Source organism: Variovorax sp. LjRoot84 (genome assembly GCF_964254305.1).
In the GTDB taxonomy this organism is placed as follows: Bacteria; Pseudomonadota; Gammaproteobacteria; order Burkholderiales; family Burkholderiaceae_C; genus Variovorax.
In genome coordinates this window covers 1,502,257-1,517,981 of record NZ_CAXUTE020000001.1, presented here as the reverse complement: position 1 = coordinate 1,517,981, position 15,725 = coordinate 1,502,257, and the positions used below count along the sequence as shown (strand labels likewise).

The 15,725-nt window shown below is 66.6% G+C and carries 13 protein-coding genes; 6 read left to right on the top strand and 7 right to left on the bottom strand.

What is annotated here, in order from left to right:
• Positions 1–34 precede the first annotated feature (34 nt).
• A complete protein-coding gene (locus ACSQ9I_RS07650; RefSeq protein WP_436312747.1) occupies positions 35–1,441 on the top strand; it encodes a C13 family peptidase in 1,407 nt (468 codons plus the stop codon).
• A 79-nt stretch (positions 1,442–1,520) separates the two neighbouring features.
• Here the strand turns inward: ACSQ9I_RS07650 and ACSQ9I_RS07645 are convergent, their stop codons facing one another.
• Positions 1,521–4,388, bottom strand: coding sequence for an aconitate hydratase (locus ACSQ9I_RS07645; protein ID WP_436312746.1), 2,868 nt, complete (start codon positions 4,386–4,388; stop codon positions 1,521–1,523).
• 94 nt (positions 4,389–4,482) lie between these two features.
• Positions 4,483–4,899, bottom strand: coding sequence for a hypothetical protein (locus ACSQ9I_RS07640; protein ID WP_436303178.1), 417 nt, complete (start codon positions 4,897–4,899; stop codon positions 4,483–4,485).
• Positions 4,900–5,030: 131 nt separating this feature from the next.
• Here ACSQ9I_RS07640 and ACSQ9I_RS07635 point away from each other — a divergent pair, with 131 nt between their 5' ends.
• Entirely contained in the window at positions 5,031–5,864 is an 834-nt protein-coding gene (locus tag ACSQ9I_RS07635) for a helix-turn-helix domain-containing protein (RefSeq protein WP_436312745.1), read from the top strand.
• Positions 5,865–5,904: 40 nt separating this feature from the next.
• Here ACSQ9I_RS07635 and ACSQ9I_RS07630 read toward each other — a convergent pair whose 3' ends face one another.
• The 5 genes from ACSQ9I_RS07630 to ACSQ9I_RS07610 form a co-directional block, all read right to left on the bottom strand.
• Complete coding sequence (locus tag ACSQ9I_RS07630) at positions 5,905–8,490, bottom strand: bifunctional aconitate hydratase 2/2-methylisocitrate dehydratase (RefSeq protein WP_436312744.1); 2,586 nt, start codon at positions 8,488–8,490, stop codon at positions 5,905–5,907.
• A 63-nt stretch (positions 8,491–8,553) separates the two neighbouring features.
• The gene (locus tag ACSQ9I_RS07625; RefSeq protein WP_436303177.1) at positions 8,554–9,117 is read right to left on the bottom strand and encodes a hypothetical protein; all 564 of its coding nucleotides are present in this window, start codon (positions 9,115–9,117) and stop codon (positions 8,554–8,556) included.
• Between the two features lie 31 nt (positions 9,118–9,148).
• Positions 9,149–10,150, bottom strand: a complete 1,002-nt coding sequence (locus tag ACSQ9I_RS07620) for an HpcH/HpaI aldolase/citrate lyase family protein (RefSeq protein WP_093106491.1) — start codon at positions 10,148–10,150, stop codon at positions 9,149–9,151.
• A gap of 55 nt (positions 10,151–10,205) precedes the next feature.
• On the bottom strand, positions 10,206–10,982 hold the full coding sequence (tam, locus tag ACSQ9I_RS07615; protein WP_436312743.1) for a trans-aconitate 2-methyltransferase: 777 nt from the start codon (positions 10,980–10,982) through the stop codon (positions 10,206–10,208).
• Between the two features lie 18 nt (positions 10,983–11,000).
• Positions 11,001–11,987: a malate dehydrogenase gene (locus ACSQ9I_RS07610; RefSeq protein ID WP_436292615.1), complete on the bottom strand. Its 987-nt coding sequence runs from the start codon at positions 11,985–11,987 to the stop codon at positions 11,001–11,003.
• Between the two features lie 160 nt (positions 11,988–12,147).
• On the opposite strand from ACSQ9I_RS07610, the gene ACSQ9I_RS07605 reads away from it, so the two are divergent.
• From ACSQ9I_RS07605 to sdhA, 4 genes are all read left to right on the top strand, one after another.
• On the top strand, positions 12,148–12,906 hold the full coding sequence (locus ACSQ9I_RS07605; protein WP_436292614.1) for a GntR family transcriptional regulator: 759 nt from the start codon (positions 12,148–12,150) through the stop codon (positions 12,904–12,906).
• 161 nt (positions 12,907–13,067) lie between these two features.
• A complete protein-coding gene (gene sdhC, locus ACSQ9I_RS07600; RefSeq protein WP_093106502.1) occupies positions 13,068–13,514 on the top strand; it encodes a succinate dehydrogenase, cytochrome b556 subunit in 447 nt (148 codons plus the stop codon).
• Positions 13,515–13,524: 10 nt separating this feature from the next.
• A complete protein-coding gene (gene sdhD, locus ACSQ9I_RS07595) occupies positions 13,525–13,890 on the top strand; it encodes a succinate dehydrogenase, hydrophobic membrane anchor protein (protein ID WP_436292613.1) in 366 nt (121 codons plus the stop codon).
• A 4-nt stretch (positions 13,891–13,894) separates the two neighbouring features.
• The gene (gene sdhA, locus ACSQ9I_RS07590) at positions 13,895–15,703 is read left to right on the top strand and encodes a succinate dehydrogenase flavoprotein subunit (protein ID WP_093106506.1); all 1,809 of its coding nucleotides are present in this window, start codon (positions 13,895–13,897) and stop codon (positions 15,701–15,703) included.
• The last annotated feature ends 22 nt before the right edge of the window (positions 15,704–15,725 follow it).

The following is a 15,725-nucleotide window of genomic DNA, read 5'->3' as shown; positions in this document are numbered from 1 at the left end:
CGAAGAATCCCTGCGTGCAAGGCATCATCCGGGCATGACAGACGAGCATCCCGACCTGCCCGCACACGACGTGCAACGCCGTCCCAGTTTCTGGCATTGGATCATCGAAGGCCTGCGCGCCTCGGTGCTGCTGGCCCCTCGCATCGCGGCCTCGCCCAGCCCCTGGCAGTTGATGCTCATCGTGCTGATCCCGCTCCTGCTGGTGCTGGGCATCGAACGGCTCCAGATCGACGGCCCGGCCACCTTCCACCCGGCCGCGGAGCTGAATGCCTGGTGGGCCACCGCACTCACGCTGTGGGTCGGCTGGGCGGCGCTGTCGCCCGCCGCCAGCGTGAGCCGCTGGTTTGCGTTGAGCACCTGGGCCGCCGTGCCCTGGAACCTGCTCATGGCGGGCTTCGCCCTCGCCTACTTCCGGGGCTGGTTGCCTCAACCGCTCACCACCACCTCGGGCTTCTGGGCGGTCTACGGCAGTTTGATCGCGTGCTGGCTGCTGAGCTCGGTGCGCCTGATGGCGCGCTGCGCGCCTTCGCGCATGCGCCTGGCCCTCTTCGTGCCCGGCATGCTGGCCATCACTGCCATCGGCGTCTGGCAAGACACGCAACAGGACCGCGAGCGGGTCTGGCAGCCGGACTACAGCGCCTCGGCGGCGCCGGAGCGGCCCCGGCTGCAGCTGACGCAGGAGACCTTCGAGGAACAGCAGGCCGTGTGGCAGCGCGCCGTCGCCGGGCTGGCGCCGCGGCCGGACGGCGAATCCCATGTCTACGGCCTGGTGTTCGCCCCCTATGCCTCGGAAGACGTCTTCCTGCGCGAAAGCGCCATGGTGGCCACCCTGCTCGAAGAGCGATTCGACGCCAAGGGGCGCGTGCTGCGCCTGGTCAACCACGCGACCACCACGCAGGAACTCCCCTGGGCGACGCCACTGAACCTGCGGCGCGCCGTGGAAGCGCTGGCCGCGCGCATGGACCGCGAGCGCGACGTGCTGGTGCTCTACATGACCTCGCACGGCGCGCGGGATTTCAAGCTCGCCGCCACGCACTGGCCGCTGACCGTGCCGTGGCTGACGCCGCAGGAAGTGCGCGAAGCGCTCGACGCGGCCGGCATCCGGCACCGCGTGATCGCGATCTCGGCCTGCTATTCGGGCGGCTGGATCGAACCCCTCGCCACCGAGGACAGCCTCATCATGACCGCCGCCGATGCCGAGCACACCTCTTACGGCTGCGGCAGGCTGTCCGAACTCACCTTCTTCGGCCGCGCGGTATTCAACGAGGAACTGCGCAAGAGCCACTCCTTCGAAGCAGCCTTCGCGGCGGCCGTGCCGGTGATTCGCCAGCGCGAAATCGACGCCGGCAAGGACGACGGCTTCTCGAACCCGCAGATCCAGGTGGGCGAAGGCATCCGCCCGGTGCTCGAGCGCCTGGCGAAGCGGCTCGACAGCAACTGAGCTCAGGCAGCGAGCAGCTGCCGCAGCACCCCGGCACGCGGCCGCGTGCCGGTCACAGAAGCAGGCTCTGCCTGTGTGCTCAGGCAGCGAGCAGCTGCCTGAGCACAAAAGGCAGGATCCCGCCGTGTTTGTAGTAGTCGACCTCGATCGGCGTGTCGATGCGCAGGCGCACCGTCACTTCCTGGTGGCTGCCGTCGGGACGGTGCACCACGATCTTGACGTCCATCTGCGGCTTGAGTTCGCCGCCGATCACGACATCGATCTTCTCGTCGCCGGTGAGCCCCAGGCTCTCCCATGAATCGGCGCCGCGGAACTGAAGCGGCAGCACGCCCATGCCGACCAGGTTGGCGCGGTGGATGCGCTCGAAACTGCGCGCCACCACCGCCTTGATGCCCAAGAGCTGCGTGCCCTTGGCCGCCCAGTCGCGGGACGACCCGGTGCCGTACTCCTCGCCGCCGAAGATGACGGTGGGCACGCCCTGCTCGATGTACTTCATCGCCGCGTCGTAGATGAACATCTTCTCGTTGCCCGGCTGGAACAGCGTGACCCCGCCTTCCTCGCGCGAACCATCCGGGCCCGGCGGGATCATGAGGTTCTTGATGCGCACGTTGGCGAAGGTGCCGCGCATCATCACGTCATGGTTGCCGCGGCGCGAGCCGTAGCTGTTGAAGTCGGCCTTCTGCACGCCATGCGCCTTGAGCCAGATGCCCGCCGGCGAGCTTTCCTTGATCGAGCCGGCCGGCGAGATGTGGTCGGTGGTGATCGAGTCGCCGAACAGCGCCATGATGCGCGCCCCGGTGAAGCCGGCGTCCGATGCGTGCGGCTCCATCTTGAAGCCCTCGAAGAAGGGCGGCTCGGCGATGTAGGTGGACTTGGGCCAGTCGTACACCTGCCCGGTCGTGCCCTTGATGCTGCTCCACAGCTTGCCGGGGTTGTCCTTGATCTGCTCGTAGTTCTTGCGGAAGGCCTTCGCATTCATCGCATAGTGCAGGTTCTCGTCGATCTCCTTCATGCTGGGCCAGATGTCGCCGAGGTAGACGTCCTTGCCCTTCTTGCCCTTGCCCACCGGCTGGGTCATGAGATCGACCATCACGTTGCCCGCGATGGCATAGGCCACCACCAGCGGCGGCGAGGCCAGGAAGTTGGCCTTGATGTTCGGATGGATGCGCGCTTCGAAGTTGCGGTTGCCCGAAAGCACGGCCGCGCCCACGAGGTTGTTCTTGGTGATCGCCTCGTTGATCTCGGGCGCCAGGTCGCCGGCATTGCCGATGCAGGTGGTGCAGCCGTAGCCCGCGAGATAGAAGCCGAGCTTTTCGAGGTACTGCAGGAGGCCCGCCTTCTCGAGGTACTCGGTCACGATGCGCGAGCCCGGCGCCAGCGAGGTCTTGATGTGCGGCTTGACCGTGAGCCCCGCCTCCACCGCCTTCTTGGCCAGCAGGCCGGCAGCCAGCAGCACGCTGGGATTCGAGGTGTTGGTGCAGGAGGTGATGGCGGCGATCAGCACGTCGCCGTTGCCGATGGTCACGCCGCTGGCTTTCACATGGGCTGCCGTGTCGCCGACGTGCGCTGATTCCGACGTTGGCTTGTTGTCGGCCATTTCGACCACCGGGCGCGGCGCGCCCGGCTTCGGGTCGTCCGGCTCCTGCTCCGCCGACTCGCCGTTGTGCGGCAGCGGATAGCGCAGCTTGAGCTTGTCGGCCGGCTGGTTGAAGCCGTTGGCCTCGTTGGGCTTGCTGTAGAGCTCGGAGAATTTGGTCGCGAGATGGCCGAGATCGATGCGGTCCTGCGGGCGCTTGGGGCCTGCGAGGCTCGGCGTCACGGTGCCGAGGTCGAGCTTGACGACCTTGGTGTAGTTCAGCTCGCCGGGCGCCGGCATGCCGAACAGCCCCTGCGCCTTGTAGTAGGCCTCGAAGCGCTCGATTTCCTTGTCGGTGCGGCCGGTGCCCTTGAAGTAGGCCACCGTCATCTCGTCGACCGGGAAGAAGCCCATGGTCGCGCCGTACTCGGGCGCCATGTTGCCGATGGTCGCGCGGTCGGGCACCGCGATCGAGGCCGCGCCGGGGCCGAAGAACTCGACGAACTTGCCCACCACCTTCTCGCCGCGCAGGATGGCCGTGACATAGAGCACCAGGTCGGTGGCCGTGACGCCTTCGCGCAGCTTGCCGCTGAGCTCGAAGCCCACCACGTCGGGCGTGAGCATGTACACCGGCTGGCCCAGCATCGCGGCCTCGGCCTCGATGCCGCCCACGCCCCAGCCCACCACGCCGATGCCGTTGATCATGGTGGTGTGGCTGTCGGTGCCGACCAGCGAGTCGGGGTAGTAGACCGGCGGGTCGCCGTCGTCGTTCGGGCTCTTGTAGACGCCGCGCGCGAAGTATTCGAGGTTGACCTGGTGCACGATGCCGAAGCCGGGCGGCACCACGCCGAAGGTGTCAAAGGCCTGCATGCCCCACTTCATGAACTGGTAGCGCTCGTTGTTGCGCTGGAACTCGAGCTTCATGTTGAGGTCGAGTGCCTTGGGCGTGCCATAGTGGTCCACCATCACCGAGTGGTCGACCACCAGGTCCACCGGCACCAGCGGCTCGATGGTCTTGGGCGACTTGCCCAGCGACTTCGCGACACTGCGCATGGCGGCAAGGTCTGCGAGCAGCGGCACGCCGGTGAAGTCCTGCAGCACCACGCGGGTCACGACGAAGGGGATCTCGTCGGTGCGCTCCGCATTGGGCGCCCAGTTGGCGAGCTGCTCGACATGCTCGGCCGTGACCTTCTGGCCGTCGCAGTTGCGCAGCACCGATTCGAGCACGATGCGGATCGACACCGGCAGCTTGTCGACGTTGGGGTATTGCTTCGCGAGTTCCTTGAGTGACCAGTATTTGCCGGCTTTGCCCGATGCGGTCTTGAAGGTCTTGAGCATGGGGGCAAAAGCGTGTGCCGGTTCTTTGGCCATGAGGAACTCCTGTGATTCGTGGAAGCTCCTTAAAGATAGCAGGGATCGATGACAACGGCTGTAGTCGGGGAGCGCACCCCAGCGCTCCGTAGGCTCATGCCGCGATCGCGCCGCGGGCCGCCGGCCGGCTGTGGCGCAGGCCCATCCATTGCAGTTCGGCCAGCACGACCACGGTCAGGGCTTGCGCAATCACCCAGGCCCACCCGAGCGGCGCGATCGCGGCCCCGCCGATGGCCAGCAGGGCAACGCAGGCCGCGGCCCAGCCGAAGTTGCCGACGACCACCAGCCCGATCAGCCGGCGCGGCGGGACGCCGCGGCCGGCCATCCATGCCGCGGCGGCGGCATAGGCCAGCAGGAAGACGCCGGTGCCCAGGAGCAGGGGCGCGGGCAGACCGGTCAGGCGGGCCAGCACGCCGGTGAAGGCCACCTGCAGCAGGCCGGTCGCGGCGCACGAAGCGGCATCGGCCCACATCACGCGGGGCAGAAAGCGGGAAGAAGCGAAGACGGACATGATGGACTCCTTGTGTGGCACGCCGCAGGCCCTTCCTGCCGCGTTGGGGTCCATCATTCCGGCGACACGGCGGACGGTCGATGACCTGGGAGGTCATGGCCGCGGCGCGCCGCTTCACTAGGATGGCGGCCATGAGCTCCCACAGCACACCTCCTACCGCGGCCGACCCCTTCGGCATCCACTTGCGCCACTGGCGTCAGCACCGCCGCCTGAGCCAGCTCGACCTGGCGCACGAGGCCCAGGTCTCGACGCGCCACCTGAGCTATGTCGAAACCGGCCGCGCCGAGCCCAGCCGCGAGATGGTGCTGCGCCTTGCCGAGCGGCTCGAAGTGCCGCTGCGCGAACGCAACACGCTGCTGGTGGCGGCCGGCTACGCGCCGATGTACCGGCAGCGCTCGCTGGACGATCCCGCCCTCGCCTCGGCGCGCCGGGCGGTCGACCTGGTGCTCAAGGGGCACGAGCCCTTTCCGGCGCTGGCGGTCGATCGCCACTGGAACCTGGTGGCGTACAACGCGCTCGTGCCGCTGCTGATGGCGGGCGCGGCGCCGGAGCTGCTGAAGCCGCCGGTCAACGTGCTGCGGCTCAGCCTGCACCCCGATGGCCTGGCCTCGCGCATCGCGAACCTGGCCCAGTGGCGCGCGCATCTGCTCGAACGGCTGCAGCAACAGATCGCGGCCACGGGCGACGCGGCGCTCTCTGCACTGCACGACGAACTGGCGGCCTACCCGGCACCGAACGTCAGCCACGACACGCCCGCCGCGGGCGGCGAGTTCAACGGCGTGGTGGTGCCCTTCCAGTTCGTGACGCCGCAAGGCGTGCTGAGCTTCATCAGCACCACCACCATCTTCGGCACGCCGGTGGATGTCACGCTGCAGGAACTGGCGGTGGAGTCCTTCTTTCCGGCGGATGCGCAGACGGCCGCAGCACTGGCAGCGCTCCACGAAGGAGAAAAAAAACCCGCCTAGAGGCGGGCTTTTTACTGAGGCGCCTGGCGGCGAGCAACGGTCAGGCCGCGACCGAATCCGCCACGCCCTTGTAATCCTCGATCTTGTCGAAGTTCAGGTACTGGTAGATCTGCGCGCTCGACGCATCGAGCACGCCGACGCTGGCCATGTACTCTTCCTTGGTCGGAATGCGGCCCAGGCGCGAGCAGATCGCGGCCAGCTCGGCGCTGCCCAGGTACACGTTGGTGTTCTTGCCCAGGCGGTTGGGGAAGTTGCGCGTGCTGGTCGACATCACGGTCGCGCCTTCGCGCACCTGCGCCTGGTTGCCCATGCACAGCGAGCAGCCCGGCATCTCGGTGCGCGCACCCGCGTTGCCGAACACGCCGTAGTGGCCTTCTTCGGTGAGCTGCTGCGCATCCATCTTGGTCGGCGGCGCGATCCACAGCTTGACCGGGATGTCGCGCTTGCCTTCGAGCAGCTTGGACGCCGCGCGGAAGTGGCCGATGTTGGTCATGCACGAACCGATGAACACTTCGTCGATCTTGGCGCCGGCCACGTCCGACAGCGTCTTCACGTCGTCGGGGTCGTTCGGGCAGGCCACGATGGGCTCGTGGATGTCGGCCAGGTCGATCTCGATCACGGCGGCGTATTCGGCATCGGCGTCGCCCTTGAGCAGCTGCGGATCCTTGAGCCAGGCTTCCTGCGCGGCGATACGGCGCTGCAGGGTGCGCGCATCGGCATAGCCTTCGGCGATCATCCACTTCATCAGCGTGATGTTGCTGTTGATGTACTCGATGATCGGTTCCTTGTTCAGGTGCACCGTGCAGCCCGCGGCCGAACGCTCGGCCGAGGCGTCGCTCAGTTCGAAGGCCTGTTCGACCTTGAGTTCCGGCAGGCCTTCGATCTCGAGGATGCGGCCCGAGAAGATGTTCTTCTTGCCCTTCTTCTCGACCGTGAGCAGGCCCGACTTGATCGCATAGAGCGGAATCGCATTGACCAGGTCGCGCAGCGTGACGCCTGGCTGCATCGTGCCCTTGAAGCGCACCAGCACCGACTCGGGCATGTCCAGCGGCATCACGCCGGTCGCAGCCGCGAAGGCCACCAGGCCCGAACCGGCCGGGAAGCTGATGCCGATCGGGAAGCGCGTGTGGCTGTCGCCGCCGGTGCCGACCGTGTCGGGCGTCAAGAGGCGGTTCAGCCACGAGTGGATCACGCCGTCGCCCGGGCGCAGCGAGACGCCGCCGCGGTTGCTCATGAAGTCGGGCAACTCGTGGTGCATCTTGACGTCGACCTTCTTCGGGTAGGCCGCCGTGTGGCAGAAGGACTGCATCACCAGGTCGGCGCTGAAGCCCAGGCAGGCCAGGTCCTTCAGCTCGTCGCGCGTCATCGGGCCGGTGGTGTCCTGCGAACCGACGCTGGTCATCTTCGGCTCGCAGTAGGTGCCCGGGCGCACGCCCATGCCTTCCGGCAGGCCACAGGCGCGGCCGACCATCTTCTGGGCCAGCGAATAGCCCTTCTTCGAATCGGCCGGGCTGACCGGCAGGCGAAACAGCGTCGAAGCCGGCAGGCCCAGCGCCTCGCGTGCCTTGGCCGTGAGGCCGCGGCCGATGATCAGCGGGATGCGGCCGCCGGCGCGCACTTCGTCGAACAGCACATCGCTCTTGAGCTTGAACTCGGCGATGAGCTTGCCGTCCTTCAGCGCCTTGCCTTCGTAGGGGCGCAGCTCGACCACGTCGCCCATCTCCATCTGGCTCACGTCGAGCTCGATCGGCAGCGCGCCCGCGTCTTCCATCGTGTTGTAGAAGATCGGCGCGATCTTGTTGCCCAGGCACACGCCGCCGAAGCGCTTGTTGGGGATGAAGGGAATGTCCTGGCCGGTGAACCAGAGCACCGAGTTGGTGGCGCTCTTGCGCGACGAACCGGTGCCGACCACGTCGCCCACGTAGGCGACCAGGTGGCCCTTGTCCTTCAGCGACTCGATGAACTTGACCGGGCCGCGCTTGCCGTCTTCTTCCGGCGTGATGCCGGGGCGCGCGTTCTTCAGCATGGCCAGCGCATGCATCGGGATGTCGGGGCGCGTGGTGGCGTCGGGCGCGGGCGACAGGTCGTCGGTGTTGGTCTCGCCGCTCACCTTGAGCACGGTGATCGTGAGGCTTTGCGGCACTTCGGGCCGGCTGGTGAACCACTCGGCATCGGCCCAGCTCTGCAGCACCGCCTTGGCATTGACGTTGCCCTTGTCGGCCTTTTCCTTGACGTCGTGGAACTGGTCGAACATCAGCAGGGTCTTCTTCAGACCCTCGGCTGCGACGGCGCCCACTTCGGCGTCGTCGAGCAGGTCGATCAGCGGGCTGATGTTGTAGCCGCCGAGCATGGTGCCCAGCAGTTCCGTGGCATGGGCGCGCGAGATGAGCGTGCTCTTCTCGCTGCCGTGGGCCACGGCCGCCAGGTAGCTCGCCTTGACCTTGGCCGCGTCGTCCACGCCGGCAGGCACACGGTGCGTGAGCAGGTTCAGCAGGAATTCGCCGTCCTTGGCGGTGGCGTTCTTCAGCAGCTCGATGAGCTCGCTGGTCTGCTGGGCCGACAGCGGCAGCGGCGGGATGCCGAGCGCGGCGCGCTCGGCGACATGGTCAACGTAGGCTTGCAACATCTTTTTCTCCGGGATCTGAAACCAGTGGCGGCCTAGCAAAAGGCGGGCCGCCGGCGCCTTGATTTACCTCTTGGGTGCGTCCGCGCCCTCGAACAGGCTCTTGGGCGGGTTCTTCTTCATGTCTTCGGCCATCAGCGCCTGCTCGGTTGCCTGGCATTCGTCGGCCAGGCGTAGGCCCTGCTTCTGGCTCATCAGCATCGACTTGTTGCCCAGCTGAAGCCACATGGCTTCGGCACGCGGGTCTTCGAGGCGGATTGCGCCGGTGCGGCTGTTGACCGGGTGCATGAAATAGCGCGTGGTGCCGTGCGTGACGATGAAGAAGCCTTGCTTCTTCTCGCTGGCATCGATCTTCACGCTCGCGCCCAGTTCGCACTTGATGGTGCCGGTGAGCACGCGCTGCGCGACGGCCAGGTCTTCGGGCGTGAGCACGACGTCGGTCTCTTCGCTGATGGGCTTGGTTTCCTCGACCTTCTTGATGACGCGCTTGGGCACGACCTTCTGCGTCACGCTCTTGGCCGTACTCTTGGCCCGTTCCTTGAGGGGCGGCTTGGCGGCGGAATCCGCTGCGTTCTGGGCAAGGGCCGGCAGCGCGAGGGCGACGGCGGCGATCAGTGCGATCTTCTTCATGGGTGTCTTTCCTTTGGAGGAGGTTCGGTTTTCAGGAGGACGCCGGTGCAGCAAACCAAGCTTGCGCCTCGGACGGCAGCGCACGGCCGGTGGCGTGCGCACGCGAAAGTACCTGCCAGAAATGACGGTAGCTTGCGCGGTCGTGCAATGTGCCATCAAAACTGACCGGCGCCCAATCGGCGGCAGTGGCAGCCGCTATGATTTTTGTAGCCATTTGAATCTGCCGCTCATCGGGCGCGAAGGCCTCGAGGATGGGGCGGATCTGGTTCGGGTGGATGCTCCACATGCGCGTGTAGCCGAACTCACCCGCTGCTTTTTTCGCCGCGGCGCGCATCGCATCGATGTCGTTGAATTCTGTAACCACGCAATGCGACGGCACCTTGCCGTGCGCGTGCGCGGCCGAAGCGATTTCGAGCTTGGCGCGCACCACCAGCGGATGCGTGAACTGCCCGGCCGCGCCCATGCCCTCGGCCGGGATCGCGCCGCCGTGCGCCGAGACGAAATCCATCAGGCCGAAGCTCAGCGACTGGACGCGCGGATGGGCGGCGATGTCGAAGGCATGGTGCACGGCCAACGGCGATTCGATCAGCACGTGCAGCGGCACCGCTTCGGCGCCGGCCGCGTTGAGGGCCTCGACGGCCTCGCGCACGTCCTCGGCCGATTCGACCTTGGGCACCATCAGGTGGCTCAGGCGATGGCCGGCACGCCCCGCGATGGTGATCACGTCGCCGGCAAAGGCCGGGTGGTCGACCGGATGCACCCGTGCGCCCACGCGCATGCCGGGTGCGGCAGCCAGCGCCAACTCGGTGACCAGCGCGGCATGCTCGGCTTCGCCGCCCACGGGGGCGCCGTCTTCGCAGTCGAGCGTGACATCGAACACGCAGGCGCCGAACTCCTGGGCCATCTCGGCCTGCAGCGCCAGGCTCTTGCGCATGCGCGATTCGACGCCGCTGTAGTGGTCGCACACGGGCAACACGACGGCACCGGCTTGCGCGCCGAGCAGCACGTCCCGTGGATGCGCGGAAGTGCTCATTGCGTAACCTCCGCGCTGCGCGCTGCGGTATTCGCCTTGGGAACGGCCCGGCGGCTCATGCCTTGCGCTGCGCCAAGATGAACATGCGCGGGAAGGCCAGCAGGCGCTTGCCGTCGGTGCGCACGGGATAAGCGCCGTCGACACGGCGCTGGTACTCGGCCAGGTAGCAGGCCTGCAGATCGGCCGGCAGCCGGTCGACGAAGGGCTTGAGCCCGGTGCCGCGCACCCACTCGACGATCGCGGCGGCAGAACCCATCGGATGCTGGTAGGCGGTGCGCCAGACGTCGACCTGTGCCGAATCGGCCGCCAGCAGGTCGTAGTAGCCGTCGATCGGCAGCAGTTGCGTGCGCAGCTTGTCCGCATCGCCGATCACTTGAGTCCACGGCGCCTCGGCCGCGACTTCACGCATCAGCCGGTGCGTGGGCTCCTCGCGGTTGTCCGGCATCTGGATGGCGAGCACGCCGCCGGGCGCCAATGCAGCGAACAGGCGCGGGATCAGCGTCTCGTGATCGGGCACCCACTGCAAGGAGGCGTTGGCGTAGATCAGATCGGGCGGCAGCTCGGGCTGCCAGCGCGCGATGTCGCTGAGTTCGAAGCGGGCCTGGGGCAGGCGCTCGCGCGCGCTGACCAGCATGGCTTCGGAGTTGTCGGTGCCGAGCACCTCGGCAGCGGGAAATCGCTGCACCAGCAGCTCGGTGGAATTGCCCGGCCCGCAGCCGAGGTCGACCACGCGGGCCGCCCCGGTCAAGGGCACGCGCGCCAGCAGCTCCTGTGCCGGGCGCGTGCGCTCGTCCTCGTAGCGACGGTAGAGCGCGGGATTCCAGTCGAGCATGCCGGTGACTGACTGCGCTTAGAGCAGGTGTGCCACGCCGGCCTGTTCGTCCAGCAGTTCCTTCAGCGTCTTGTCGATGCGCTCCTGGCTGAAGGCGTCGATCTCGAGGCCTTCGACCAGCTTGTACTCGCCGTTCTCGGTGGTGACCGGGAAGCCGAAGATCACATCCTTCGGAATGCCGTACTGGCCGTCCGACGGGATGCCCATGGTGACCCACTTGCCCTTGGAGCCCAGGGCCCAGTCGCGCATGTGGTCGATGGCGGCGTTGGCAGCCGAAGCGGCCGAGGACAGGCCGCGCGCTTCGATGATCGCGGCGCCGCGCTTGCCCACGGTGGGCAGGAAGACGTCGGCATTCCAGACCTGGTCGTTGATCAGGTCCTTGACGCTCTTGCCGCCGACCGTGGCGAAGCGGTAGTCGGCGTACATCGTGGGCGAGTGGTTGCCCCAGACGGTGAGCTTTTCGATGTCGCCGACGGCGGTGCCGGTCTTGGCGGCGATCTGGCTGGCGGCACGGTTGTGGTCCAGGCGCAGCATGGCGGTGAAGTTCTTGCGCGGCAGGCTGGGCGCGCTCTTCATCGCGATGTAGGCATTGGTGTTGGCGGGGTTGCCGACCACCAGCACCTTGACGTTGCGGCTCGCAACCTGGTCGAGGGCCTTGCCCTGAGCCGTGAAGATCTGAGCGTTGGCGGCCAGCAGGTCGGCGCGCTCCATGCCGGGGCCGCGCGGGCGGGCGCCGACCAGCAGCGCGTAGTCGGCATCCTTGAAGGCGACCAGCGGATCGCCGGTGGGGATCACGCCGGCGAGCAGCGGGAAGGCGCAGTCTTCGAGCTCCATGATCACGCCCTTGAGCGCCTTCTGGGCTTTCTCGTCCGGGATCTCGAGCAGTTGCAGGATGACCGGCTGGTCCTTGCCGAGCATTTCGCCGGAGGCGATGCGGAACAACAGGGCATAACCGATCTGACCGGCGGCACCAGTGACGGCAACGCGAACAGGCTTTTTGCTCATGGGAAAACTCCAGGATGTGATGAAACGGTGCGCGGTCGCGGGTGCGGCCGCGGAGGTCGGGCCGGGCGATCCGCCCGGGCGCAAAGGCCGTCGAAGATTTTATGCCGATTTGCGCTTTCGATGGCGCCAGTCTTGTGTCTTATATAAGATGTCGGCCGACATGAGCACCTCCCCCACCGCGCTTGCCGAGCTGACGCCCTCGTTCAGCCCGCTCTACCAGCAGATCAAGTCCTTGATCCTGCAGAGCCTGCATGCAGGCGAATGGAAGCCGGGCGAGCCGATCCCGAGCGAGATCGAACTCGCGGCGCGCTTTCGCGTGAGCCAGGGCACGGTGCGCAAGGCCATCGACGAGCTTGCGGCCGAGAACCTGGTCGTGCGCCGCCAGGGCAAGGGCACCTTCGTCGCCACGCACGCCGAGCAGCACGTCCAGTACCGCTTCCTGAAGCTGGTGCCGGACAGCGGCGACGTCGACAGCGAGGGCCCGGCCGAGCGCGAGATCGTCGACTGCAAACGGCTGCGCGCGAGCGCCGACATCGCGCGCCTGCTGGCGCTTCGCACCGGCGATGCCGTCTTGCAGGTTCGGCGCGTGCTGGCGTACCGCGGAACGCCGACCATCCTCGAAGACCTCTGGCTGCCGGGCGCGCCCTTCAAGGGTTTGACGGCGGAGCGGCTGAACGCCTGGCACGGCCCGATGTACGCGATGTTCGAAACCGAGTTTGGCGTGCGCATGGTGCGCGCCGAAGAAAAGATTCGCGCCGTGCTGCCGGACGCGGCGCAGGCCGCGCTGCTCGCCGTTTCCACCGCCACGCCGCTTCTGAGCGTCGAGCGCGTGGCCCACACCTATCACGACACGCCGATGGAACTGCGCCGCGGCCTCTATCGCACCGACACGCACCACTATCGCAATGAACTTGGCTGAGCCTTCCGCACCACCGCTATCGAATCAGTAGCATCCGAGCGAGGCTGTGCGACGACTTCGCGGCGCACGAAGCGCGATGGTGCGTTGCAATAGAATTTTGCGTTGTTTGCATTTCCGCCAAAGACCAAGCCGCCCCTCGAAAAATATACCCGAAAGCCCCCATGACAGAGCTGGCCACACCACCCCGCCCCCCGCGACGCGAGTTCCGCAACATCAATGTCTTCACCGATGTGACCACCTACCGGCTTCCGCCGGCCGCCGTCGTGTCGATTCTTCACCGCGTGAGCGGTGCGCTGATATTCCTGCTGCTTCCCTTCATCCTCTGGATGTTCGACACGTCCGTGTCTTCCGAGTACTCCTACGCCCGCTTCAAGGCCGCCTTCAACAGCGGCCTTGGTTTCGTTCCGGGATGGTTTCTGAAGCTGGTGGTGCTGGCGCTGATCTGGGCCTACCTGCACCACTTCGTCGCCGGCCTGCGCCATCTGTGGATGGACGTGAGCCATGCCGCGGCGAGCAAGGAATTCGGCCACAGCTCGGCCATCGCCACGCTGGCGATCAGCATCCTCTTGACCCTGGTCCTCGGCGCCAAGCTGTTCGGCCTCTACTAAGGAGCACGAGATGTCTGTGAACTACGGCTCCAAGCGCATCGTCGTCGGCGCGCATTACGGTCTGCGCGACTGGCTCAGCCAACGCATCACGGGTGCCCTGATGGCGCTCTTCACCATCATCCTGCTCGTGCAGGTGATCTTCACGCGCGGGCCGATCGGCTACGACGCGTGGGCCGGCATCTTCGCTTCGCAGTGGATGAAGGTTCTGACCTTCGTCGTGATCGCTTCGTTGCTCTATCACGTCTGGGTCGGCATGCGCGACATCTGGATGGACTACGTCCAGCCGGTCGGCATCCGTCTCGTTTTGCAGGTTTTCACGATCGTCTGGCTTGTAGCGTGCGCGGGTTGGGCCATTCAAGTGCTCTGGAGAGTCTGACCCCATGTCCTATACCAAAGAACAAATCACCAAGCGCAAGTTCGACGTCGTCATCGTCGGCGCCGGCGGCTCCGGCATGCGCGCCTCGCTGCAACTGGCGCGCGCCGGCCTCAACGTGGCCGTGCTGTCCAAGGTGTTCCCGACCCGTTCGCACACCGTCGCGGCGCAAGGCGGCGTCGGTGCCTCGCTCGGCAACATGAGCGAGGACAACTGGCACTACCACTTCTACGACACGATCAAGGGCTCCGACTGGCTCGGCGACCAGGACGCGATCGAGTTCATGTGCCGCGAAGCGCCGAAGGTGGTGTACGAGCTCGAGCATTTCGGCATGCCCTTCGACCGCAATCCGGACGGCACCATCTACCAGCGCCCCTTCGGCGGCCACACCGCCAACTACGGCGAGAAGCCCGTGCAGCGCGCCTGCGCGGCGGCCGACCGCACCGGCCACGCGATGCTGCACACGCTCTATCAGAAGAACGTCGAGGCACGCACGCAATTCTTCGTCGAGTGGATGGCGCTCGACCTGATCCGCGACGCCGAGGGCGATGTGGTCGGCGTGACCGCGCTCGAGATGGAAACCGGAGATCTGCACATCCTGCAGGCCAAGACCGTGCTGCTGGCCACCGGCGGCGCGGGCCGCATCTTCGCGGCCTCGACCAACGCCTTCATCAACACCGGCGACGGCCTCGGCATGGCGGCGCGCTCGGGCATTCCGCTGCAGGACATGGAGTTCTGGCAGTTCCACCCGACCGGCGTGGCCGGCGCCGGCGTCTTGCTGACCGAAGGCTGCCGCGGCGAAGGCGCGATCCTGCTCAACAGCAACGGCGAACGATTCATGGAGCGCTACGCGCCTACGCTCAAGGACCTGGCGCCGCGCGATTTCGTCTCGCGCTCGATGGACCAGGAAATCAAGGAAGGCCGCGGCTGCGGCCCGAACAAGGACTACGTGCTGCTGAAGCTCGATCACCTCGGTGCCGAGACCATCCACAAGCGCCTGCCTTCGGTGTACGAGATCGGCGTCAACTTCGCCAACGTCGATATCACGAAGGAGCCGATCCCGGTGGTGCCGACCATCCACTACCAGATGGGCGGCATTCCGACCAACATCAACGGCCAGGTCGTGATCCAGAAGGGCGAGGAAAACAGCGCCGTGGTCAACGGCCTGTACGCGGTGGGCGAATGCTCCTGCGTGAGCGTGCACGGCGCCAACCGCCTGGGCACCAATTCGCTGCTCGACCTGCTGGTGTTCGGCCGCGCGGCCGGAAACCACATCGTCGAATTCAACGACAAGCTGAAGGAACACAAGCCGCTGCCCGCCGATGCCGCCGATCGCACGCTGGAACGCCTGAACCAGCTCGAGTCGTCGACTTCGGGCGAGTATGCGCAAGACGTGGCCGGCGAGATCCGCTCCGTGATGCAGCAGCACGCCGCCGTGTTCCGCAAGCAGGCTTCCATGGACGAGGGCGTCAAGAAGATCGCCGCCGTGCGTGAGCGCGTGGCCAAGGTCACGCTGAAAGACAAGTCGCGCGTCTTCAACACCGCGCGCATCGAGGCGCTGGAAGTCGACAACCTGATCGAGGTGGCGCAGGCCACCATGGTCTCGGCCGCCGCGCGCAAGGAGTGCCGCGGCGCGCACACGGTCGAAGACTACGAGCGCCCGTCCGACGATCCCGTTGCGCCGCTGGGCCGCGACGACGCCAACTGGATGAAGCACACGCTCTGGTACAGCCAGGACAACCGCCTGTCCTACAAGCCCGTCAAGCTGAAGCCGCTGACGGTCGAGTCCGTGCCTCCCAAGGTCCGTACCTTCTAAGAACATATCTCAAGGTTTTCAC